The sequence below is a fragment of the Evansella tamaricis genome, assembly GCF_019042215.1.
In the GTDB taxonomy this organism is placed as follows: domain Bacteria; phylum Bacillota; class Bacilli; order Bacillales; family Salisediminibacteriaceae; genus Evansella; species Evansella tamaricis.
In genome coordinates, this window is sequence record NZ_JAHQCS010000057.1 from 30,728 (window position 1) to 51,799 (window position 21,072).

Below are 21,072 nucleotides of genomic sequence, written 5' to 3' on the forward strand. Positions count from 1 at the left end.
ATCATCCCCCTAACACATAGCGTTTATAGAAGTAGTTGTTGCTATATCTAGCTTCATCACTACAATGGTTATCTTTGTCTACTGGTTTTCCATTATCGTCTCTGACGTACATTCCAATTTCCTTGATAAAGTGATAATGATCATATTCGTTGGTTTCGATAAGCAAGAATTGCTCATTTGTCATGGCACTCTGAAGACGCTCAATACCCACTTCAATCCCCTTTGAATTTCCTTTAATGTCTTTAGAGTTGTTATTAGCAGGTCGTGTTTGAACGCCCAGCAAATGTAGCTCTTCCCTCAATGCTTTACAAGCAGGGTCGATGAACACTTGTGAACGTCTCATTTCAAACTTTTCTTGGCACCAGAGGATAAACTCTTTAATTTCCTTGGCATAGATGCTCATGGCCTTAACATTCCCTGTATCTTTTCCAGAATGATAATAATGCGCTACTCGGTTTAACTTAAAATCATAAGCGCGTTTCTTTCCTTTATGTCGAGTGACGATGTTACAGCTCACACTCGTTGCATCGGATTGCCCACCATCACCCGAGAAGTACATCTCTATCTTTTTACCGGATAACTTTTGCTTGATGTTCTTCTCCATGTCAAACATGGAGTAAATAACACCAGAAGGAATAACACGATTCCCGAACCAGTCACGTTGAAGAAGGTAAGGGTTCTTTTTCAGAGTTTCATAAATTTCCTTTTTACGTTCCTCTGTTATGATTGGGTTATCATCGATGGTCCAATGCACCCACCGCATTTTCTGGACTTCAAACACTTCTTTTATCACTGGGTGATTAGGAGCTGGCGGGTTGAGATCCGCAAGATGATACCTATCCTTAGCAGCAAATGTCCGTCTAAAACATTCCTGAATCATGTCCATGTGTAGTAGGTCAATCTCACAAAAAGCGACTGAACCAAGCGACATACCAGTGATAGCCTTTTTACTGTCTGCCTTACCTCCACCTTTGTAATACACCTTTTTTTCTCCGTTTGGTGTTTGTACTAACAAATGATCTCCATGCTCATCATGTTTGATCTCTGCTAGGTCGCCAAATATATGAATCAATCCGAATCCGTCACACTCCATAAATAGACGGTAGGCTTGTTCTTGGTTGTAAGCTGTAACCAAATGGTTTTGGTCTCTTGACCAGGATAAATAATCTGCATAACGAAAAACACCCGCGGTCGTCTTCGATGACCTAGGTGTTCCTTCATTCACTTCGAGTGTATGATCATATGGAGCGTTGATTATTTTCAGTTGCTTAGGCGAAAAGGTAATTGTCATTGCTCCTCACCTTGTTTCTTAGCAGCAATAAGAGCCTCCAGAAGGGACGTGTCTTTCTTTTTGCCTTTGACAACTTCAGCACGCGCTCTAACCAATTCTGTTTCAGCTTTCAGCTTTTCTATTTGTAATTGATCTTTCACACTTTCAGGCATTAGATCGAAGTACTCCCACAATTTATCTAATGCTTTCATCTTGTCTGCTAACTTAATGGACACACCATCTTTCCCTTTTTTCACTTCTGTAATGATTGTACCGTCTACTTCATTGTGATTTTTAAACTCAACATAATTGTAATCAAACATAACTTGATCACCATTGCTATCCACTAGAGGTTCTCCGGTGACTGCATTTACCTCTGGTGATTCCTTAGTACCGAATTCAACAAAATCGGTTATATCCGCAAAGGCGATAGCAGCAAACTTTCTTAATACATCCATCGCATCCAAATAAAGAGATCCAGTCATGTTTTCCTTCAATTCTTTAATAAGTCCTGCAATCTTAGGATTTCTTAGCAGTCGATGACCTTCTACATGAGCACTGTCTGGAGCATACCCTGCCTTTATTGCTGATTGGGTAGCGTTGAATGATTTAATATAGTGATAACAAAAAAGCCTTTGCTTATCAGTGAGATCATCACTTGGCAAAGACTGTTCTTCATTTTTTCTTGGTATACCCTTTTTACTACGTTTCGGTTTTGGTTTAATCGTAGTACTGCAATCATTCTTTTGTAGTACTACATTCCATTTATCGCGGCTTTTCCAAGCGCTGATTGTCTTCTCTGGAACATCTAATCGGTTTCCTATTTCACGATTGGTAATGTCTCCATTGTGCTTCTTAAATAAATCAAATGCTTCATCTCGTCTTGGATCACGTTTCCGAGGCACTACATTTCACCCCACCTCCAAATATTGGATTGAATTTGTAAATGACCAATGCTATATATCCGTCTTTTCAGATGCACCAATAATATTATAGGTCGAAAACTAAGGCTTACTTAGTCAAAAGAAAAAGCACCTTTACTGGTGCTTAAACATTCATTTATTCTTTGGTAATGAGTTAAAAATATTTTCAATCCATCGGTCAAATTTACTTCCTTTATCATATGTCATTACATCAAACATTTCAGGATTCATTTTCTTGAATTTTTCTTTAAACGTCTCTAAATCAAAATACTCCATCTCGCTTTCTCTTTTAACTCGCTGGAAAACTTTCGTGAAGTCTGATGATTTATACCCGATATCTTTTTTCCCAAGAAAAATAGGCTTTCCATTTTTCTTAATTCCAAGTCCTTGAGCAATTCTGAAAGCTGTCTCTTGAACCACTCGCACTCTATCGTGTAGAGCAATTCTCTTTATTACATCCCGTGTTTGTTGACAGTCATATCTACCTAACTCCTGTACGGCCTCTAATCTTCTTTTACCACTTGTTTTATCTCCTGCTTTTTTGACTAACTCGTCTACATTCTCTGGTGTAGATTTTATAAAATCCATAATCCCACCTCCCCTCTGCCTCAACAATTCGACAAAAGGAAGGTTTTCCCTTCAATAATTTTACATTTATTCTATATATTATCTCTCTGAGAGAGTGCTTCCAACACCGCCCCCTCCTGCCTCCAAGTCTACACTGGTTGTTTTTGATATTTCAAATAGTGCCAACTTTGACACAAATGACAATTTTGACACAAATGGTTTATTAATTCATCTCTAATTCTTCTTACTTGTTCTCTGGACACACCAATATGTTTACCCATCGCTCGATAACTCAGACCCTCCATCATACAGCTATATATTACCTGTTGCTTCGGTTCTTCAATTAAGTCCTCTACATCTTCGACAAATTTAATCAAGCTTTGATAACGTTCTAACCGTTTAAGCAACTTTTTTTCCCTATTATCCAAATCATCTAGTTCAGCTCTGCTTCTAATGCTAGACCCTTTAGGCATGGTAGCTTCAATACCGTATTGTGCAACTCCAAAACTTCTCTCACTACCACTGGTCCCACCAATCCGAAACACTAACTCGTCTAAACGAACAACTTCCCTTTTCATCCACCGGTAATCGCTAATAAGATTTTCTAATTCTTTCGGATCCATTGTCTATCACCTCACAGTCGGTTTCTTGCACAAATGTATTTTGGTTTTCTGTCAATAACCTGGCTTTTCATGATGAGGTTTCTCGGAACATGCCATTCCTTTTTAAAATTAATATCATTCAATACCACTTCTGTTACTTCTTCCACTAGTCCCATCAATTCTTCCCAAAGTTCTGCAGCTCTCTCCATTTTTTCTGAATGACAGCAACAACGGTTCACTTCCTCTCACCCTTCCATCCGAATTTATAAACACAGTTCCGAAACGGACACAACTGCTTATTAACTAACCACGGACACCCTTTGCAATGGTCGGCGGATACACGAATCTTCATAACAGCAGCACCGCAATAAGAAATGAGATCATGCTGGCAATGCAAATGGCCGTCATATTGTTACGCAAATTCTCGTCCTTTCGTTCACCAACTGTTCCTATGAATGTAATTATGATGATCGATAATAAGAAAATCTTATAAGCTATCAACATGTTAATCCCTCCAAAAATAAAAGACACCACTCCCTAAAAAAGGTAAGTAGTGTCCTGCGTTTTTCGCTCAGACTAGGTATTCAGTTTATTCGAACTCTAAAGTATGAAATGTCCAATAATTAAAACTACCAAACAATAAACAAAGAAAATATATTCAGCTTTCGTCATCGGACAGTTCATCAACTAGCATCAAAATACATTTTGAATTTCTTTCCGCAACCTTCTTCTAATGTGTCGTAATAATTGGTGCAAGTTAATTCATAAGTTACTCCACACTCAGGGTTATCCTCTTGCCATTCCTCGCCACAATAAGGACACTCAACATTAACAACAATCTCGCTAACCTCTGTATCGTTGTAAGTTCTGTAAATTTCCTTCAAATCTATTCCTTCCTTTGTTGCGCTGTTTTTTTTCAACACCTTCATTCCTTCGCTTCAGAATTTTTGTCTGATTTCAACTCACTGTTATTTAACTGTCTCTCGATTGAATTGATCTGCCCCATAATCATCTTTCTTCTGACATTATGTTCAGCTATCGAAATGCGGTGTTCAATATCCAGATGATTCAGTTCAGATTGCAACGATTGTAATAATTGTTTCAAGTATTCTTCGTGACTTATTTTCAAATCCTCACCCTCTCACTCTTAACGACGTCCAGTATCTTCCCATCTTGCCAAATCAATTTGTACTCACCATGCCCTCCAACTGGTGCCTCAAACTTTGTCTTAACCCCATCTTTAACGATATATATACAATTCTCTTTGTTTTGATTGTCTTCCAAGTTGACCCCTCCTGGTTTATAATAGGTCTAGGCTTACCGTTCCGAGAGGGGCGGTTTTTTTATTATTAAATATCCTGTTTATTAAACGATCACTTATCTTGTTACGATTGTATTCCATCAATACTTGTGACGTAGCTAAAATATCGTTAGAGATAATGACATCGAATATATTGTCTTTTGTAAGTACATAAGCTATAAAATGAGTGCCGCGTTCCTTCTGCACTGTGTACTTCTCAATTGGTTGCTCCAGATAGTTCTCAATCATAATTTGTTTCTCATCTAACTGATCAAATAATGACATTTGTTCCATAAGACCAATCCTTTAAAAAAATTCCCCCACCCCTAAGATGGGGGCAAATAGCAAACTAATAAAAGTTGGTATATAAGACGTTTATCAGTTACATTGGACTCACCTCCTTGGTGTGAGGTTTGTTCGAACTGCGGAACAACTATATTTCGTTAATTAGCTCCAATTGCACTTCACTAAGTCGCTTTTCAGCTATTTTTATATATTTTGGATTAAGTTCAATTCCTACAAAATTCCGATTGTGTCTTATGGCCACTAATCCCGTTGTTCCTGATCCGAAAAACGGATCCAATACAACCCCTCCAATTGGAGCTCCTGCAAGTACACAAGGTTCAACTAATTCAGGTGGGTAAGTTGCAAAATGTGCTTCTTTATACGGTTTAGTAGATATCGTCCACACAGATCTTTTGTTTCTATTTATCGGTGGCACAAAATCATCATTCTGAATTCTTAACCCTGTGTTGAGTGAGTTATTGATAACTCCTTTTGAACCTCTGGGTGTAAACACAGCTTTCATTGTTCCGTTTGTTTTAGCTCCCCCATTCGCTCTTGTTGAACCTCTTTGCCCCTCGAGATCCTGATTTAATCGAGCTACAGAAGATTCTGCTAGTGGCTCCATAATCACATCCTTGTCATAGTAGTATTTATCCGATTTAGAAAGTAAAAATATATATTCGTGTGATTTAGTCGGACGATCCCTGACGCTCTCGGGCATGGGATTAGGTTTATTCCAAATGATATCTGATCTTAAATACCATCCATTTTGCCTTAGTGCAAAAGCAACCATCCATGGGATACCAACTAAATCCTTTGACTTTAACTCGTTATGTTTTCCTCCTGCTCTCCTGGAGTTATTTCCGTGTTTGTATAAGTGGTCATTTTTATATGACAGTCCATTTGAGTTTCTTTGAGTAAAATAACTATCGCCTAAGTTGAGCCAAAGGGTTCCGTCATTTTTGAGTACTCTTTTCACTTCCCTAAAAACGTTAACTAAATTACTTACATACTGTTCTGGAGTTTCTTCCAATCCTATTTGTTCGCCCATTCCGTAATCTCTCAATCCCCAGTAAGGCGGAGAGGTAACGCATGTATTTACAAATTCATTTGGCAGAGATTTCAACACCTCTAAACAATGTCCAAGATAAATTTTATTAAGCTCCAATTACACCCCTCCTTTACTTCGCAGTTATTGTCTGATATTACATAACAAACGTACTATTCATCGCTGCTGTCATTAAATAAATAATTAATTCCATACCACATTGAAATAACCATGATTATTATTGATGGAAAAAACACTATGGCTAGCCCCCAACCATTAACATGATTTTGGAGATATACAAGCCCAACAAAAACGTAATAAGTTATTCCTATAAACAATAAAGATTTTATTTTGTCAGGAATCATGTGTTTCCATAAATGTTTATATTTTGGCAATTTACACAACCTCCTTGACTTGTGCGTAATGGGTCAAAACTACAGCTTCCCTTCCTTCCTCCGTTGAGGTGGCCACCGCATGTCACCGGCTCGTCCACTTCTCTTTTTAGGATGCTTGCGTTTGTGCTTGGTTCTCTCTATCCGGTCTAGATCTTCTTGGGTTAGTGGTCGGACGGTTATTTGGTTCATTATGCGATGACCACCAACTTGCCGTTCTCAATCTCCTCAGTGAGGTTAACTTCTAAATATTCTTTAATGTTTTTCATTGCATTCAACTTCCAAGCTCCGCCATCAGCTTCGAATAAGGCACATCTAGGACCATTCTGCATTCGGAAGATAAAGTCACTCTCTGGTTGATTCACTTCAACAAATGTCCGATAAGGCTTTAAAACTACTGGATTGGGTACTTTAACATTACCGACAGATGCCACTCCTGTTTTTGCTGTAACAGCCTGAGAAACACCATCGTCTCCAACGGTCTTCACCATTTCCTCTTTGATATTCCCGACAACCTGCAGCATGACATCTCTATCCTCATTCTTCACGAAACAAGACTGGAGCTTAATATTAAAATCTTCTGTATCATAAAATCGATCGAAGGAGAATGACGGCAGCATTGCGTTAGCAACGATGTACTCATTTCTTTTTTTATCTTCGTTTAGAGCATCAAAGCATACTACCTCAGTAGGGCTTACAACATGAACCATTAGTCTCCAATTTGAATCATACTCTGATTGGATGTACTCAACTAATCCAGACAGACTGTTGATTCGAATTGCATTAGAAGTAGGATTTTCATTCAGATATAACTTTTTATCGGCGTAAGATTGCCCGTTAATAGAGTGTAATTCAGCTTTTCCCAATCCAACAATGTATTGCAGTGCTTCCTTAATCATTTACAACCTCTCCCTTTTCCTTTTTGGATTTAAAATCATAGATTTTTTCTCCGCGATCACTGTATAATCCGTCTTCTTCTAGATATGTTTGACCTGGAACACCACTCTTCAGCTCTGCTCCTGTCAATTGGCCGTTCTCGTCATAATCAATAATGACCTTGGTCGGAACGGATCTAGATGGAATTAGTTTCGAACTCACTTCAATCATTGAATTTGCAAGATTTCGCTGTTCATCCCCTGCTAGTTTGACTTTGATATTCAATGTCCTTACCTTATGAGGTTCTGTGTTTGGGTCTGCAATGTTTTGTAGTATCTTTAGCAACTCCTCATTAAATCTTTCTGCAAGTGCTCCATCTGCAAAAGTGTTCAAATCAACAATTTGTTTTGGCATGTACCTTCCTCCTCAATTTCTATTACCTTAACTTCAACTCGTGGCGTAGATGAGTACCACTTTCGTACTAATAAACTTACAACTTGTTTATCATCGTTCCAGATTATTCCTGATAGTCCGTCCTTAATCCCTTTTGCATAGTTATCAACATCGGGTTTCGTTGTAGGACGTAATTTCCCCTCGATAGCTAATTCCTGTTTGTACTTCGGCATTGACTTTGGTATCTTTCTGAAAACATCAATTACCAATTCTAATTCACTTTCTAAGAGATTTTTAGGACGATGTTCTAGAGCTACTAATCTGACATATTGCTTGTAGTTCCTACTCTTTTTTGGATCATAAACGACGGTTTTTCCAGTGAATGATTTCCCGGTTCGGGGACGACCTTGAGCAACTGGTTCTCCATAAATGGTGAATGTAATCAATACGCCTTCCCCCCATGTTTATAGGATCTACCTCGATTTTTCTCCATCTTCGTTAGTATTGCTTTTTCTAAATCGATGTCTTGAGAACCACAAAGGTCAAAAACTCGTATGCAAACATCTGCTAATTCCTCAACAAAGTTTTCTTTATCTCCTTTACGGTCTGCTTCCAGTGCTTCACTTACCTCGCTATGGATTAAAGCTATTTTTGTGCCTGTTTCAATTGGTTCGTCATACCAACCTTTAGAAATTGCTATTTCATGAGCCTCTTTGCATAATTTGTTTATCACCCAACATCACCCCTCAGCAGAGCCCTCTTGATTTGCTGTAAGTTGTTCTATATCCACATATTCAATAGATGGCATTTCACCTAGCCTATGGAAAGCTAAATCTCTATTATTCTTAATTCGAACGTTAATATCTTCCTGTTTTTCAATTAAGGTTTTTAATTTCATACCAATCATTTCAAAAATAGCCATTGAACCTTCTTTTGTTGTGGTAGCCATTCTTGTGAATTCATTAACAGGGAAGTTGCAGATCTTACTTCCAGAAGTAACTTCAGAAATGTTGATATAATCGTTTATTGGGATTGCGCAAAACCTATAGTTATCTATCTTTATTTCATGTCCAATAACTGGTAACCATTTATTAACCGCCAAATAAAAACGTTTTGGGTTTGGATCAACTGATACGCTCATAATCATCCTCCTGTTTCTCCATTCCTAGGTTATCAATCTTGTAATTTAACGCTTCCTGAAAACATTCAGGACATATGTCAATCTGAGAAGGGTAACTAAGTGTCTCCCGACATTCCACGCATCGTTTCATGAGGTCCCTCTACCATTTTGAATTTTTTTAACAAAATTACTGCATTTCGTTAAACTCCACGAAGGATACAAATCTTTGCATTTTTTTATCGCCCGCAATACGCCCTCTTTTTCCATTGATTCGATGATCTGTCTCTTCTTGGTGATTAACTTTATTTCAATAATTCCGAATATTTTCATAAGCTACCACCCTTCTACCGTCGGGGCCTCCTGCTCCATGTACGGTTGTAATAAAATCAAAAATGCAAGCATCCGTTTTGCTTCATCGTAGTCAGCTTCACCCGATAGATACATCTCAAATATATCTTCTAACCGATCCAGTATAAATTGTTCGACAGGGGTTGCTTCTAGTTCTGAGAGGACTTTCCCCTCATGAAAAATTCTTTTTAGCAAGTGATCACCCCTATTCTTTTAAAGTGAATGGAATCTTCATTTCTGTTGGCAGCACCCATAGATGATACATTGGAGCCGCATCGACTAATTCACTTTCTTTAGGAAAAACCTCTATCGCCTGAGCATCCGGTCCGAATAACTCATTTTTAATACGTTGTTTTTCCGCCCAGGGAACATCGCCACCATGGGAAGTGCTTATTGTTGCATGGATAATCTCTCCCCACTCTGTCTGAACAGGTCTAGTCATAACGACGTAATCATTTCCTTGTCGATACACCTTTTCCAACTGTCTAAACCATCCGGTACCTTGCTTTAGCTGTTTTGGAGATGGATACTCCACCCAATTGTAGGCTTTATGGCCTCGTTCAGCTCTTCGTCTTTCTGCTCTGTTCAACTAGTTAACCTCCTTCGTATAATGGTCGAACTATGCATTAAATCATTTGATTCAAAAGAGATTTGATTTCACTATATTTTTCTTTTATAAAGATGTTCGATTTTTCGTAAACAACCATTGTTTCATCACCACAATCCATAAAATACAAAACTTTTTCGCAATTGATTGTCACCGTTTGACCTGTTTGACTTTCTATTGCTTCGATTAATTTAAGACCTGTATTGTTCATCCTTCCACTCCTTTAAATAGCGGTTATTATTCAAAAATATCTTCTAAATCATCCATTGAATCGAACTACGCACCTTTTCCGAAACACTTTTTACAGAGTGTTTTCTTAACTGACTTATCCAATTTACCAAAAATATTCAAATAAATACTTTCATACTTGTAACCTAACCCTTTACACTTATGGCATTTCTTGAACATTTTAATCCTCCCTGATTCACAGTTTGTCTCTACACCGCAACCTCTTCCTTCTTCACACACATTTCAGGTAAATTCGCTCTTACTAGTGCCTCAGCAAATGGAGGCGGTACCGAGTTTCCGCATCTGGCCACTTGCTGAGTTTTAGGATAAATCCTGCCCTCGTGGTCTCGGTCAATAATATAGTCCTCCGGAAAACCTTGTGCCTTGAACAACTCGTGTGGTTGTAGCATTCTCATTCCGATGTCAGCAATCATTTGCTTTTCTCCGTGTACAGTAACAATCCCGAACTTATTACCACCAGAAGTGATTGTATGGACTGGTTCGAACAAAGAATGCCCTACTCCATTACCGTAATATTTGGTCATGAATGCTGTTACCAGACCGAATCGATCTTTCGTAGGGATTGTGTGCATTGGTTCATGTAATGTTTGTCCAATCCCTTGTCCATAGTACTTCGTTAAGAACGCTGCCACTAAACCAAAACGGTTTGCTGTTGGTATGGTTGCTAGTGGTTCGTGTAAACTGCTAGCCCTGATCTCATTGGATTGGTGAGTATAATAGTGTTGTAGAAAATAAGCTTTATCATTGACGATATATGGCTTGTCTGTCTCAATCACAAACTTCTTCATCCCTCTGGATATTCTTAACAGAGTGTTTTCTTTTAGTGGTTTTTTTCGGGAAAATATGCTCGGTATTGGAAGTGACCAATCAATGACTTCTCCAGATTCTCGATAGGGCTTCAATCCTAATTTAATAGTTAACTCATTAGGATCTGCATGGGTTTGTTTTGGCCACTGAATTTGTTTTCCGTCACAACGAGCGACTAAAAAAAGTCTCTTTCGGCTAGTAGGAGCTCCGTAATCACAAGCGACTAATTCCCTTGTTTCAACCTGGTACCCAAGTGCTTCAAGTGATTTTTTAAAACTTTGAAATGTCATCCCCTTTTTCGAAGGGTCTGGAACAAATTCGCCTTTGTCGTTCTGTTTCAATGGTCCCCAGGTCTTGAACTCTTCCACGTTCTCGAGCATGATCACTCGAGGTCGAACGAGTATAGCCCATTTAACCGCAATCCACGCTAATCCTCTGATCTCTTTGTTGACTGGCTTACCACCCTTAGCTTTACTAAAATGCTTGCAGTCAGGAGATAGCCAACACAGACCTACTTTTCGCCCCCGGACAACTTCTTTTGGATCAACATTCCATACGCTCTCGCAATAATGCTCAGTTTCAGGGTGGTTTGCTTTATGCATGGCGATTGCAGCAGGGTCATGATTGATGGCAACGTCTACTGATAAGCCTGTTGCCATTTCAATCCCCTTCGATGCTCCACCACCACCAGCAAAGTTATCTACTACAATTTCCCTGAAAAGTGACGTTTCACGTATTTTCACTTTGTCTCAGCAACCTCCCTTAATTCTGGGAGCCTGATCCTCGCTTTCTCTAATTCATTCAAGCTGAGTGAAGTTAATGGTTTACCTTCGGCAGTTTCAAAGATTCCCTGCCTCTCTAGTTCCTGTATAATTACCGCACGCCTTAATTGCATTTGACCCTTCACCCTCTCGTATTTTTGGTTAAATCGTTTCCTCCTTGCTTTACGTTCTTCTTGATGGCAGTTCTTGCATTGTTGAAATAAAACTGATGAACCTTGGATGAAGTGAACTGCTCCTGTTCCGTTGCAGGTGTTACACATGTTGTTCACCTTTAAGGAGTTCAGGGTTGTCATGAATGTTTCCGATGACAATCATGTTTTCGGGATTCATCCCGTTTTCATCTAACTCGTAATAATCATCTGTACCTCGTTTATCTTTAGGGTTATCGAAAACAAATTGTCCCCCATCATCCCAACGGACAATGAATTTTATATCCCTCCACGCATCCCACAAAATATCAGATTCAAATACCTCCTTAAAGCTCTTGTCTTTAAGTCCTGTAAGTACTCCTACTGTTTTGGGATCTACCGGAATCCAGTATTCAAAATTTATATATTCCTCACAAGATTCCACAACTTTACCGACTATGTGAGGTCGTTTAGTTCCTCCTACTAATTTCCCGAAAACCCATTCACCTTTAGGGACATCGGGTAATTCAATTAAACTTTTTCCTCGAAACTTAACCTCTCTCATCCTCAATCCTCCAATCTGTGATTTAACTCCTTACGATCACCCTTAACTACAACCGTAAAGTCTTTGCACATTTCGTAGATCCGGCTTGATAGAGCTTCGTCGATATCAAACATCTCGTCTACAGTAAGCTCCGAACTAATCATGATCGGTTTGTAGTTTAAGTACCGATGATTGATAACGGCGTATGTTTGTTCTATTTGCCATTCTGTGGCTCTGGGCACCTTCACCCTTTCGCCCTTGATTTCTTTTGTCACTGGCTTAAACAGATCATCAATGAACAGTACATCCACCCGTTTCATACGCTCCAATTTCTGCTCTAACTTACCGAAGTCGTCCTTGAGGTCGTTAAACCCTTCCACGTATGGGAAGTAGAGCACCGACACACTCTTTTTCTGCATGAGATTGTTAGAGATTGCCGTAAGTAGATGTGTTTTACCAGAACCAGGATGACCAAGTAGAGCAATGCTATTTCTTCTGGTTTTGTTGAACTGGTCAAAATCTGTGTAATAATCCATCGCACACCGGAATAAATCTTTAATTAACTGGGGCTTGTCCTCTGTCTTAAAACTCCCGAATCCTATGTTTTTAAATTGATCTGTGATCTCGCTCGACTTTATGATTCTTTCTGATCTGCGCCAAGATAAGCAAGTACAATCCTTCGCCTGTTGTGTCATAAGGACTTCCCCGCCTTTTAACATAGGCTTTTGGGTAAAGGGATTAATGTACTCGACAGTTTCAAGGGTGAACCCACGGTCTTTGCATTTTTCACAGGTGTATTTACGCTCGTCTTTTTCCGATCCATCCGAGCTGCCCGCCTGTGATCGAATCCTCTCTTGGAGTTTGGTCATGACTTCCTCGATTGTCTTGGACATTGGTGCCCCCTTTCTTTGCTTCTTCTTTTGCTTTCAGTAATTTCAATTGCTTGTCGATAAACTTGACGCAATAGTTGAACGACGTAATCGATTCGCCAGGATTACGTTTGTTAAAGTCATCGAAACACCGGTCAAGCAATTCGATAGTTTGAGAGGTTGGTACTCCCCGGGCGACTATCTGGGCGATTGCTTGATAATCTTTTTGGTTAGGATAACTTGGTCGTCCACTCTGCATAGTTTTTAGGTCTGTAAATCGATTAGCAATCAAATCGATTGGGTCTCCCTTTTCTTCAACAACAACAGAACATTCTTTTACATTCTTATTATTGTTCCATCGTTGTTCCATCACTGTTCCATCACTGTTCCGTATCTGTTCCACTGAAGGATTCTTGTAGTGGTCAAAAGACTGGTATAATGCGTAATTAACGACCGTGAACAGTGTTCCATATTCTGTGCATTTCATTGTTATTTTCTCTTCTTTTTCAAGTGATTTAAGTTTCCTTTGAATAGTGGTCAGGGGGTACTTTTTTAAAGCATTCCCCCGTCCTTCTTTATAACTGAGATCATCTTGTAGGTTTCTCAAAGATCTAAGAAACTGACCCCTTTTTAAATGCATCCCTGCATGTTCTATCCCTTCCTGAGAAAAAACAGCATTGCCGATAATGTAGAAAAAAATTCTAAACTTAACGGGGTCATTCCATATTGGATTTTCAAAGATCTCTCTACTTATCTGGAATGCTCCTTTCATGTGATCACCCTAACTTCTTATGAACGTGTTTATGACATTTAGAGCAAAGAGTTAGTCCGTTCGAAACTTCAAATCGTAAATTTATGTGAGTTGAAAATGGTTTGATGTGGTGGGCGTTCAAATCGCCGCCTCGTTTTCCACATTTTTGACAAGTGTAATCGTCACGAACGAAAACCGAGTTTCGCCACTCTTTATATTTAGGATTTTTTCTTTCCTGCTTGTTGGTTATCTTCCAAGGTGGAGTTTTAGGTCCGATCCAGATAACAGCCTCCCCCTTATCGTTTACTGCTGCATGCGCATTCTTTAAATTAATTCCGTTATAAGATAAATACTTATCTTCACTAATCTTCCCCTCAGCAAATCCACATTCAATACATAAATGAAAATCTTTATCAGACTCTTCGTACCTCGGCCACATTTCAGATATCACTTCACCACAGTTGTTACAACTAAAGTTATGAATGAAAATATCAGAATCTCCATTTTTCTCTATTACTGAATGACTATAGGACACTACACACCCTCCCTCCTATTACAACGGTATTGTTTTCTCCACTCCGACTTCTTTATGTTTTATTACTAGCTGATCTCCACGCTCTTGTTTCACTAACCAATTTCGATGATTTAATCCTGTCCACATTAACGCTGAAAGGTACTTCCGAGTTACTCTTTTCAATTCACTCTCTCCTCTCACAAATCGCTGTCATACCTTCAATTCTCTTAAACTCTAATTCTGGATATGAGCGCTTTAGGTATCCTTCTACGTAACCAGCAAACTTGTCTTTTCTGAGCTTCCGATCACTAATCCCTTCGGTCATCCAGAGGTAGTGGTGTGGGATCGGTACTTCATGTTTCATGGCACGTACACAAGCTTTCCAGTGAGTTCCTGTACTTCTCTTTTAAAACGGTTCTCATCGCTATTCGAATCACTAAGATGGAGAATCCAGATCTCTTGAACCTTAGTGAGATCGTTTGCTCTTAGAAACTCTTTAAAGTTCTCTAGGTTCATATGGGATCGAAGTAAGCGTTTTTTCATCACTTGGGGTACGGAACCATTAGCAATGTTGTCGTTAAGTATGTCTAGGGAGTAGTTACACTCCACCATAAGATGAGTTAAACCTTTGAATTTGTATTTAATGTAGTAGGTATCCGTTGCGAATAAGAGCTTGTCTCCTTGTTTGTTGGCTAGTAAGAATCCTAGTGGTTCTGACACATCATGCTCTACATCAAAGGGTAAAATAGTCCAGGTACCGATATTAAATTGTCTTTTGGCTTCAACCGTTTTTATACGGTGTCCTTTGGCCCCTATCGCATTTGCAGTACCTGGACTAAGGTAGATATTAATTCCAGCTTTCATAACCTCTGAGATTGCTTTACTGTGATCTTTATGTTCATGGGTGACTAAGCACCCTCGGATATCTTTTGTATTGAAATTGAGCCGTTTCTGAATGTCTCTGAATGAGATTCCACATTCCAGAAGGAGAGGGGTAACGCCATCTGTTACGTAATAGGCGTTACCTTTACTACTGGATGCTAGAGCTTTTATCTCAATCATCTAAAATCCCGGTCCATCTGTTCCGGTGGCTTGTTGTTCAGCTTGTTCAAACGAATCATAGAGAGATTGTTGTTCATATTGTTTGGTATCTTCTTGAGGTTTAGGTTGTTCAGGCTTAACCTGTTGTTTTGGTTCTTGTTTAAGTTCTTCTTTTTCTTCAACAACAACGTCAATGTATTCTTGATTCGCGTTCTGTTCTATCTGCTTCTGTGTCTCTTCTTCTGGAGTAACATCAACTCGTTCGTTGTCATACTCATTTTCAGTAGAATTGTTGATTGCTTGTACAAGTAGATCGCTATCATCACTTGTATTAATAAAGGCTTTAGCAGCTCGATTAATAACTGTACGTTTTGCCATTTCTTGAGGGAACTTTTTGTGAACTGCTTGTTGTGTTTTCGATTGCCCCCAAGCTGCGTTAATCTCTTTTTTAGTCATAACTGTTAGTAGTTCCTCGTCCTCGGCAGTTTTGACAACGGCATAAGCACCCAAGATCTCATTGTCTCTATTTAAGAAGTTTGTTTCATGCTTTAATAACTTCTCACGACCACCAGCAACTTCGTAATCGAACACATCACCACCAAATATTACGTTTGCCCAGATATCCTTAACATTGGTGAGACGTTTAAGGACTGCCTGTGTACCGAAATATGATCGGTTAAGTTGTAGTTGGTTTCCATAAACGATGAAATAACATTGTGTTTTAGCTGGGCTTAACCCTTGAACAACCATATCTAGTAAAGAGTTTGCAATCGATTCTCTCGTGCAAACTTCGAGAGCAGGCTTACCAGCCTTATCTTTCACTTCCTGGAGTTTGAAAAACGCACTCTTTAAAGCGTTACTAGCGTTATAATTGGCTGGAAGTTGTAATCCTTCATCTTGTAATCTAGTTAAGCTTTTATTTACGTCATCTGTGATGTCTTTCTGGATAATTGCCACTTGATTTTTGTTAGTCATTTATTTTCCTCCTTCTGATCTAACTTATATATTTTTTTAACCTGAGCACGGGGGTATATATTTTCATTTGAAAATGAGTCATATATATAACCATTAGGGAAACGATATTTAATCTCTTGTTCAATTTCCTCTGTCGTAGGATAATATTCATATTCTTTTGATATAGGTAATTGGTTTATTTGGATAACGAAAACTATTTTTAAAGTCAAAATTTCCACCTCAATCGCAATAAGTTCTATAGCAGTGTGGACAACCAGTGATTAATTCACTGGCCGCCTTTTCCGTTGTAATACCAGAAAAATAATGTTTCCCATCCAATACAGCTTTTTCGTGTGGATTATAGATGTTTTTATTACATTTCCAACAAACTCCAGAACTAGGGGCGAAGTGTGGCGCCCCTGTCCTTTTACAATACTCCTCTTGTGCTTTTATGCTTTTCTGAACGTTGAACTCACTCATACTAGAACGGCCTCTTTTGACTTCGATTCAACCCTCAGTGACTTATCCTTTTCGGAAACGATAAGGGCGATTGTTTGTGCCTTTGTATCAATCAATTTAGTGACCGCCTCGGCATTGTCAATAAAGATAGGTGCTGCAAACTCATAGTGCTCAGACAGAGTGTTAATGATGTCTAGCCCAACATTGATTCGAGCAGCATTATTTAATCCAGATCCATAAGGGACCCCATCAAACGTTGTTTCACAAACCTCGTTTAGACCACCATTGATCTGAGTTTCGAATAGTTTGAACCGTGCATACTGAAACTTAGAATTGATCTTCTCTTCCAAAAGATTGACCTTCGCTCGAATAAACTCTTCTGCAAGGAATAGTTCCTTTTCTAGCTCGGCATATTCAGCTGCAAGTTCTTTCTGACGATCTTCCAGTTCTTGAACTCGTTTCTCTGATTGTTTGTGCTGATCTACTTTTGCCAAATCCAATTCATATTCTTTTATCTGACCTCGCAAATCAGTAATCTCCGATTGCGCTCCATCGATGGAGCTTTGAACATTTGCCTGAACCTCTTTGATTTGTTGCTCTAGTTGTTGAGATTCTTTAAATTTGGCGACATATTCCTCATTGTCATTGATAGATGTTGTATTTGCTTTTAATGATTCAATATCACTCTGTACTTGGTTTATATCCACTTCCTGTTGCTTTAAGGTCTCTTCTAACTTAGCTATAGCTTCATTCGCTTCCTTAGAATCCTTCTCACGTTCTTCCGATTGCGCTTTTAAGGAATGACCTTGTTTCTTGATCTCTTCCAGTTCTTTTGATTTATTTAGGTTAAATTGTGCAACTGCAGCTTCATATTGTTCCTTTGCTCTTTGGTGCGCTTGTTCGATCTCTTCTTGAGGTAAAGCCTGTCCACAAGTGGAGCAGTTTTCATCATGTTCCGGTAATACAATGGAATGCTCTCTCTTCTCCACTTCGAAATATTGATTACGCAAACGATCACGCTTACCATCGAAAACCTTGATATCTTCCTCATTGGAGCGAATACGACGTTGTTGATTGGAAATCTGATGTTCTGTTTGACTAATAGCATTCTTGATCTCGTAGAATAAGGATTGTTTAGCACTCACCTTGTCTTGATTCTCAGCATTATGCTTGTTCTTGATGTCCAGGAGCTGCCCTTCTACTTCACGTAATTTCTTTTGTAATTCAGCGAACTCTCCACCGTTACGGATGCGAGAGATTTGATCTTCTTTGTTTTCAATTAAATCCTTTGTTTTTGCAATTTTATTTTTGATCTCTTTTACGTTAATCCCATTAATGTCTGGAAGGTTGTGATTGATCTCATCAATCCGAACCGGGATCATTTCAAGTTCCTTATTGATGTCCTTCTTCTTAGCAGCAATAACTAATTTGTGGTCCTCTATACTACGGTCACCTAGAATTTTTGTTAACTCACCAAGTTTCTTATTACTAGCGATAACATCTTCCTCTGAAATGTCACCACATACTTTCAGAAGAATGTTTCGACGTTCTTGCCACTTAAGGTGTTCGTTAAAATAGGTTGGTGATGTGAGTAATTTAAAAACACCTTCGTCAATGATCTGAGAAACCTTATCGGTATATTCTTTCTTTTTGACTGGTACTCCATCGATAAAGTAATCTACCGTATGTCCATCAAACTCTTGCGTTGCAGATCCACGCTTTCTAGTCCACTTTTCTCTGTAGACTTTTCTAAGGTTGATCTCTTTATTCTCAAGTCGAAAGGTGCCTTCTACTTCATGATCAAGGTTATGGATCTCATTCCCTTTGAAATCCAACGTTTTAATGGCGAACTCCTTTTTGTTTTGGCTATCCTTATCGAATAGCAACCAATTTTCAGCATCGAACAACGTTGACTTTCCAGTACCGTTATCTCCGAGGACCTCAGTATCTCCGTTGGCATCTAACACAAACGACTTGATACCTTTAAAATTCTTTAGCTTTAAGCTAATAAGCTCTAAACGTTTCAACGGTATCCCTCCATATTGAATTTTTTAATTAGATCACTTATAATAAAAGTGAACATATTTACTAATGCGTTCCAGAAATCCGATCAGACTACCATCTGTTCGGATTTTTCATTTTCTTCTTTTTCTACTTCGCGTTCCAACACTTCCAAATCTGCTAAGGTGTCTGTCACAATGTACTCTGCTTGTTGTAGCCTTGACTTAAGAGCGTTAATTCGATTTCTGATATCCTCTGAATCCACCCTTGTCCCTCCTTCCTTTGGTATGTAAGGCTTTACTTCAAGGATGTCACTAAACTCGTATACTTCCTCTAAGCAATGAGGACAGCCCTTTGGTTCAACATCCTCGTCTACCGCAAAACCTTGCTCGCAATCAGGACAAAAATAATCATCCATCTTTCTCCTCTATCACCATCCCTTTCTGGTGTCAGCTGCACCTTTGGGAGCACGACAGAGGACTACTGGACGCCGGGGGAATGGCTACAGTCTTGTCATGACCCCAAAGGCAAAGCTGAGACAAATCTCAACTTGCCATTAAGAGGTGGTTTTGCTACTATACAGATATAAGAGTTTTACCTGAGCTTACTCACACGGCCATGTGAGGGCTTTTTTCTTTGCCATTTCCCATCGATTTTTTTAAACTCTTTAAACACCTTTTTGGATGTCATTCTCACCCCTCCAGTTTCTACGACTTCTTGACATGCTCAATGGCTTTTTGGATAACAGCTGAGTACTTTACATTCTTACTTGCCATCTTTAACGCCATTAAATCCTCAATTAATTCCAACTTATCTTCTTCCGTTTTATAGCCCCTGATCAGCAATCCTTCATCAGACATAAACATTTCCATCGGTGTTCCCGGTTCCCATCCGTGCGACCGTCGAATTTCTTTCGGAATAACTACTCGACCTAATTCATCAATGCGTCTAACAATTCCAATAGATTTCATGTGTAATCCCCCTAAACGAAAATTAATATAGCTTGTACAAAAACATAGGAAAAATAAAGCATGATGCAGTACCACATGTACTTGGAAGTGATAATGTTGTCTAATAAATCAATGATCTTTTCGATGTTCATTTCACCCTCCGGACACTTAAGGTGATAGATTCACGTCTCCAGTATTTGTACTTGTCTTGGAGTTCTTTTAAATCTTTCAGAGCTTTATCAAACTCAACTTCTTCATTCCGGATACGTTCCTTTATCAGTTTGATGTTTATTTGATCTAACCGTTTCGTCGCCTCGAACAACTCGTTATGTAGATTCTGGATTGTAGCTTGTTGTCCGATCATATATAAATATAATTTCATGGCTAAGGGTAGATCTTTATCTAGTACATTTAACTCGTTCATCCCTGAATCACAACCTTTCTGGGTTCCCAATCAACACCATCTAGTACTTGCTTACACGCACCGCAAAAGCAATCGTTCTTAATCGGCGCAAACCATACTTTTTCTCCATCTGAGAAATTTTGATAACACTCACCGCAAAATGGAAGTTTTGTTGTTTTAATTGGTGGAGTGTAACCCTTCAATCGACGTAACAACTCTTCTCTAGCTTCGTAATGATAGTGACGATTCCGTGCACCATCAAAAGTAGTTCCATGATAAAAATTCAGTAGTTCCTCATTGGTGTATTCTTTTAAATCATCCAAATAACCATCCCTCCAACTAGTTGTGACATGACTCTCATCGCTTCGGCTACTATTGTTGGATCAAAACTAACTAACGTTGCTATCAAGATGTCTTGTGCATTTGTGTGTTTAAACCATTCAACTGCATCCGAAAAGTGTATTTTCTGCTTTCCTAGTTCCATTTTCGTGACGCTACTTCGTGATCGGTTCATTCTAAACGCTAGTTCTTCTTGGCTGATCCCCTCCCTGATCCTTGCCTTTTTCAAGGCTGGTGTTATATCCAATTTCTACTCACCTCCTTGGTTCGAAGTTAGAACTTGTGCAGCTTTCGAACCGACATTCTACCAATCTCGATTTAAACTTTACTTAAGATAAGTGCTTATCCTGTTTCAACAGGATGCATTGTTTGTTGCTTAATCATCCAGCTATCAATAGTTTCTTGATAGAATAAAATTCTTGTGCGTATTCTGATATGTGGTATTTCTTTTTTTTGAACCATTTTATAAATAGTGTCTCGGCTGACACCAAGATAATCTGCTATCTCTTGGACTGTCATTGTTTTGCGTTGCATGTTAACTTACCTCCTT

38 protein-coding genes are annotated in these 21,072 nt (G+C 38.9%); all 38 read right to left on the minus strand.

Annotation, left to right across the window (positions count from 1 at the left end):
• Window position 1: 1 nt before the first annotated feature.
• A complete protein-coding gene (locus KS419_RS04895; RefSeq protein WP_217064965.1) occupies window positions 2-1,291 on the minus strand; it encodes a PBSX family phage terminase large subunit in 1,290 nt (429 codons plus the stop codon).
• Window positions 1,288-2,175: a terminase small subunit gene (locus KS419_RS04900; protein ID WP_217064966.1), complete on the minus strand. Its 888-nt coding sequence runs from the start codon at window positions 2,173-2,175 to the stop codon at window positions 1,288-1,290. Before KS419_RS04900 ends, KS419_RS04895 begins: the two co-directional genes overlap by 4 nt.
• A gap of 150 nt (window positions 2,176-2,325) precedes the next feature.
• A complete protein-coding gene (locus tag KS419_RS04905) occupies window positions 2,326-2,781 on the minus strand; it encodes a HEAT repeat domain-containing protein (RefSeq protein WP_217064967.1) in 456 nt (151 codons plus the stop codon).
• Window positions 2,782-2,909: 128 nt separating this feature from the next.
• On the minus strand, window positions 2,910-3,383 hold the full coding sequence (locus KS419_RS04910) for a sigma-70 family RNA polymerase sigma factor (RefSeq protein WP_217064968.1): 474 nt from the start codon (window positions 3,381-3,383) through the stop codon (window positions 2,910-2,912).
• Between the two features lie 11 nt (window positions 3,384-3,394).
• The gene (locus KS419_RS04915; RefSeq protein ID WP_217064969.1) at window positions 3,395-3,601 is read right to left on the minus strand and encodes a hypothetical protein; all 207 of its coding nucleotides are present in this window, start codon (window positions 3,599-3,601) and stop codon (window positions 3,395-3,397) included.
• A 109-nt stretch (window positions 3,602-3,710) separates the two neighbouring features.
• Window positions 3,711-3,866 carry a hypothetical protein gene (locus KS419_RS04920; protein WP_217064970.1) on the minus strand — a complete coding sequence of 52 codons (156 nt, stop codon included), beginning with the start codon at window positions 3,864-3,866 and terminating at the stop codon, window positions 3,711-3,713.
• A gap of 179 nt (window positions 3,867-4,045) precedes the next feature.
• Window positions 4,046-4,282, minus strand: a complete 237-nt coding sequence (locus KS419_RS04925; RefSeq protein WP_217064971.1) for a hypothetical protein — start codon at window positions 4,280-4,282, stop codon at window positions 4,046-4,048.
• A gap of 5 nt (window positions 4,283-4,287) precedes the next feature.
• On the minus strand, window positions 4,288-4,491 hold the full coding sequence (locus tag KS419_RS04930) for a hypothetical protein (protein WP_217064972.1): 204 nt from the start codon (window positions 4,489-4,491) through the stop codon (window positions 4,288-4,290).
• The gene (locus KS419_RS04935) at window positions 4,488-4,646 is read right to left on the minus strand and encodes a DUF3954 domain-containing protein (RefSeq protein WP_217064973.1); all 159 of its coding nucleotides are present in this window, start codon (window positions 4,644-4,646) and stop codon (window positions 4,488-4,490) included. The genes KS419_RS04930 and KS419_RS04935 overlap by 4 nt, the downstream gene beginning before the upstream one ends.
• A gap of 16 nt (window positions 4,647-4,662) precedes the next feature.
• Window positions 4,663-4,956 carry a hypothetical protein gene (locus KS419_RS04940; protein WP_217064974.1) on the minus strand — a complete coding sequence of 98 codons (294 nt, stop codon included), beginning with the start codon at window positions 4,954-4,956 and terminating at the stop codon, window positions 4,663-4,665.
• Window positions 4,957-5,095: 139 nt separating this feature from the next.
• Window positions 5,096-6,115, minus strand: a complete 1,020-nt coding sequence (locus KS419_RS04945; protein WP_217064975.1) for a DNA-methyltransferase — start codon at window positions 6,113-6,115, stop codon at window positions 5,096-5,098.
• 53 nt (window positions 6,116-6,168) lie between these two features.
• Window positions 6,169-6,390 (minus strand): hypothetical protein, encoded by a 222-nt coding sequence (locus KS419_RS04950; protein WP_217064976.1) that lies wholly within the window; start codon window positions 6,388-6,390, stop codon window positions 6,169-6,171.
• A 188-nt stretch (window positions 6,391-6,578) separates the two neighbouring features.
• On the minus strand, window positions 6,579-7,286 hold the full coding sequence (locus tag KS419_RS04955; RefSeq protein WP_217064977.1) for a hypothetical protein: 708 nt from the start codon (window positions 7,284-7,286) through the stop codon (window positions 6,579-6,581).
• Window positions 7,279-7,677 carry a replication terminator protein gene (locus tag KS419_RS04960; protein ID WP_217064978.1) on the minus strand — a complete coding sequence of 133 codons (399 nt, stop codon included), beginning with the start codon at window positions 7,675-7,677 and terminating at the stop codon, window positions 7,279-7,281. Before KS419_RS04960 ends, KS419_RS04955 begins: the two co-directional genes overlap by 8 nt.
• On the minus strand, window positions 7,653-8,102 hold the full coding sequence (locus KS419_RS04965) for a RusA family crossover junction endodeoxyribonuclease (RefSeq protein WP_217064979.1): 450 nt from the start codon (window positions 8,100-8,102) through the stop codon (window positions 7,653-7,655). The genes KS419_RS04960 and KS419_RS04965 overlap by 25 nt, the downstream gene beginning before the upstream one ends.
• The gene (locus KS419_RS04970) at window positions 8,099-8,389 is read right to left on the minus strand and encodes a MazG nucleotide pyrophosphohydrolase domain-containing protein (protein WP_217064980.1); all 291 of its coding nucleotides are present in this window, start codon (window positions 8,387-8,389) and stop codon (window positions 8,099-8,101) included. Before KS419_RS04970 ends, KS419_RS04965 begins: the two co-directional genes overlap by 4 nt.
• A 6-nt stretch (window positions 8,390-8,395) precedes the next feature.
• Entirely contained in the window at window positions 8,396-8,797 is a 402-nt protein-coding gene (locus KS419_RS04975; protein WP_217064981.1) for a hypothetical protein, read from the minus strand.
• Window positions 8,798-9,109: 312 nt separating this feature from the next.
• On the minus strand, window positions 9,110-9,319 hold the full coding sequence (locus tag KS419_RS04980; RefSeq protein ID WP_217064982.1) for a hypothetical protein: 210 nt from the start codon (window positions 9,317-9,319) through the stop codon (window positions 9,110-9,112).
• Between the two features lie 10 nt (window positions 9,320-9,329).
• Entirely contained in the window at window positions 9,330-9,713 is a 384-nt protein-coding gene (locus tag KS419_RS04985; RefSeq protein WP_217064983.1) for a DUF7694 domain-containing protein, read from the minus strand.
• A 37-nt stretch (window positions 9,714-9,750) separates the two neighbouring features.
• On the minus strand, window positions 9,751-9,942 hold the full coding sequence (locus tag KS419_RS04990) for a hypothetical protein (protein WP_217064984.1): 192 nt from the start codon (window positions 9,940-9,942) through the stop codon (window positions 9,751-9,753).
• A gap of 226 nt (window positions 9,943-10,168) precedes the next feature.
• Window positions 10,169-11,524: a DNA cytosine methyltransferase gene (locus tag KS419_RS04995; RefSeq protein WP_217065011.1), complete on the minus strand. Its 1,356-nt coding sequence runs from the start codon at window positions 11,522-11,524 to the stop codon at window positions 10,169-10,171.
• A gap of 2 nt (window positions 11,525-11,526) precedes the next feature.
• Window positions 11,527-11,829 carry a hypothetical protein gene (locus tag KS419_RS05000; RefSeq protein WP_217064985.1) on the minus strand — a complete coding sequence of 101 codons (303 nt, stop codon included), beginning with the start codon at window positions 11,827-11,829 and terminating at the stop codon, window positions 11,527-11,529.
• Window positions 11,822-12,262 (minus strand): YopX family protein, encoded by a 441-nt coding sequence (locus KS419_RS05005; RefSeq protein WP_217064986.1) that lies wholly within the window; start codon window positions 12,260-12,262, stop codon window positions 11,822-11,824. The genes KS419_RS05000 and KS419_RS05005 overlap by 8 nt, the downstream gene beginning before the upstream one ends.
• Before the next feature lie 2 nt (window positions 12,263-12,264).
• Window positions 12,265-13,134 (minus strand): ATP-binding protein, encoded by an 870-nt coding sequence (locus KS419_RS05010; protein ID WP_217064987.1) that lies wholly within the window; start codon window positions 13,132-13,134, stop codon window positions 12,265-12,267.
• Entirely contained in the window at window positions 13,040-13,882 is an 843-nt protein-coding gene (locus KS419_RS05015; RefSeq protein WP_217064988.1) for a hypothetical protein, read from the minus strand. The genes KS419_RS05010 and KS419_RS05015 overlap by 95 nt, the downstream gene beginning before the upstream one ends.
• A 4-nt stretch (window positions 13,883-13,886) precedes the next feature.
• On the minus strand, window positions 13,887-14,396 hold the full coding sequence (locus KS419_RS05020) for an HNH endonuclease (protein WP_217064989.1): 510 nt from the start codon (window positions 14,394-14,396) through the stop codon (window positions 13,887-13,889).
• An 18-nt stretch (window positions 14,397-14,414) separates the two neighbouring features.
• Entirely contained in the window at window positions 14,415-14,558 is a 144-nt protein-coding gene (locus tag KS419_RS05025; RefSeq protein ID WP_217064990.1) for a DUF6906 family protein, read from the minus strand.
• Window positions 14,559-14,735: 177 nt separating this feature from the next.
• Entirely contained in the window at window positions 14,736-15,437 is a 702-nt protein-coding gene (locus KS419_RS05030) for an MBL fold metallo-hydrolase (RefSeq protein WP_217064991.1), read from the minus strand.
• A complete protein-coding gene (locus tag KS419_RS05035; RefSeq protein ID WP_217064992.1) occupies window positions 15,438-16,391 on the minus strand; it encodes a recombinase RecT in 954 nt (317 codons plus the stop codon).
• Window positions 16,388-16,600: a hypothetical protein gene (locus KS419_RS05040; protein ID WP_217064993.1), complete on the minus strand. Its 213-nt coding sequence runs from the start codon at window positions 16,598-16,600 to the stop codon at window positions 16,388-16,390. Before KS419_RS05040 ends, KS419_RS05035 begins: the two co-directional genes overlap by 4 nt.
• Window positions 16,601-16,610: 10 nt before the next feature.
• Entirely contained in the window at window positions 16,611-16,850 is a 240-nt protein-coding gene (locus tag KS419_RS05045) for a hypothetical protein (protein WP_217064994.1), read from the minus strand.
• The gene (locus KS419_RS05050) at window positions 16,847-18,856 is read right to left on the minus strand and encodes an ATP-binding protein (RefSeq protein WP_217064995.1); all 2,010 of its coding nucleotides are present in this window, start codon (window positions 18,854-18,856) and stop codon (window positions 16,847-16,849) included. The genes KS419_RS05045 and KS419_RS05050 overlap by 4 nt, the downstream gene beginning before the upstream one ends.
• Before the next feature lie 83 nt (window positions 18,857-18,939).
• Window positions 18,940-19,248, minus strand: a complete 309-nt coding sequence (locus KS419_RS05055) for a hypothetical protein (RefSeq protein ID WP_217064996.1) — start codon at window positions 19,246-19,248, stop codon at window positions 18,940-18,942.
• Between the two features lie 289 nt (window positions 19,249-19,537).
• Entirely contained in the window at window positions 19,538-19,801 is a 264-nt protein-coding gene (locus KS419_RS05060; RefSeq protein ID WP_217064997.1) for an AbrB/MazE/SpoVT family DNA-binding domain-containing protein, read from the minus strand.
• Window positions 19,802-19,928: 127 nt separating this feature from the next.
• Window positions 19,929-20,204: a hypothetical protein gene (locus tag KS419_RS05065; RefSeq protein WP_217064998.1), complete on the minus strand. Its 276-nt coding sequence runs from the start codon at window positions 20,202-20,204 to the stop codon at window positions 19,929-19,931.
• On the minus strand, window positions 20,201-20,506 hold the full coding sequence (locus KS419_RS05070; RefSeq protein ID WP_217064999.1) for a hypothetical protein: 306 nt from the start codon (window positions 20,504-20,506) through the stop codon (window positions 20,201-20,203). The genes KS419_RS05065 and KS419_RS05070 overlap by 4 nt, the downstream gene beginning before the upstream one ends.
• On the minus strand, window positions 20,494-20,769 hold the full coding sequence (locus KS419_RS05075; RefSeq protein WP_217065000.1) for a helix-turn-helix domain-containing protein: 276 nt from the start codon (window positions 20,767-20,769) through the stop codon (window positions 20,494-20,496). The genes KS419_RS05070 and KS419_RS05075 overlap by 13 nt, the downstream gene beginning before the upstream one ends.
• Before the next feature lie 95 nt (window positions 20,770-20,864).
• Window positions 20,865-21,056, minus strand: coding sequence for a helix-turn-helix domain-containing protein (locus KS419_RS05080; RefSeq protein ID WP_217065001.1), 192 nt, complete (start codon window positions 21,054-21,056; stop codon window positions 20,865-20,867).
• Window positions 21,057-21,072 lie beyond the last annotated feature (16 nt).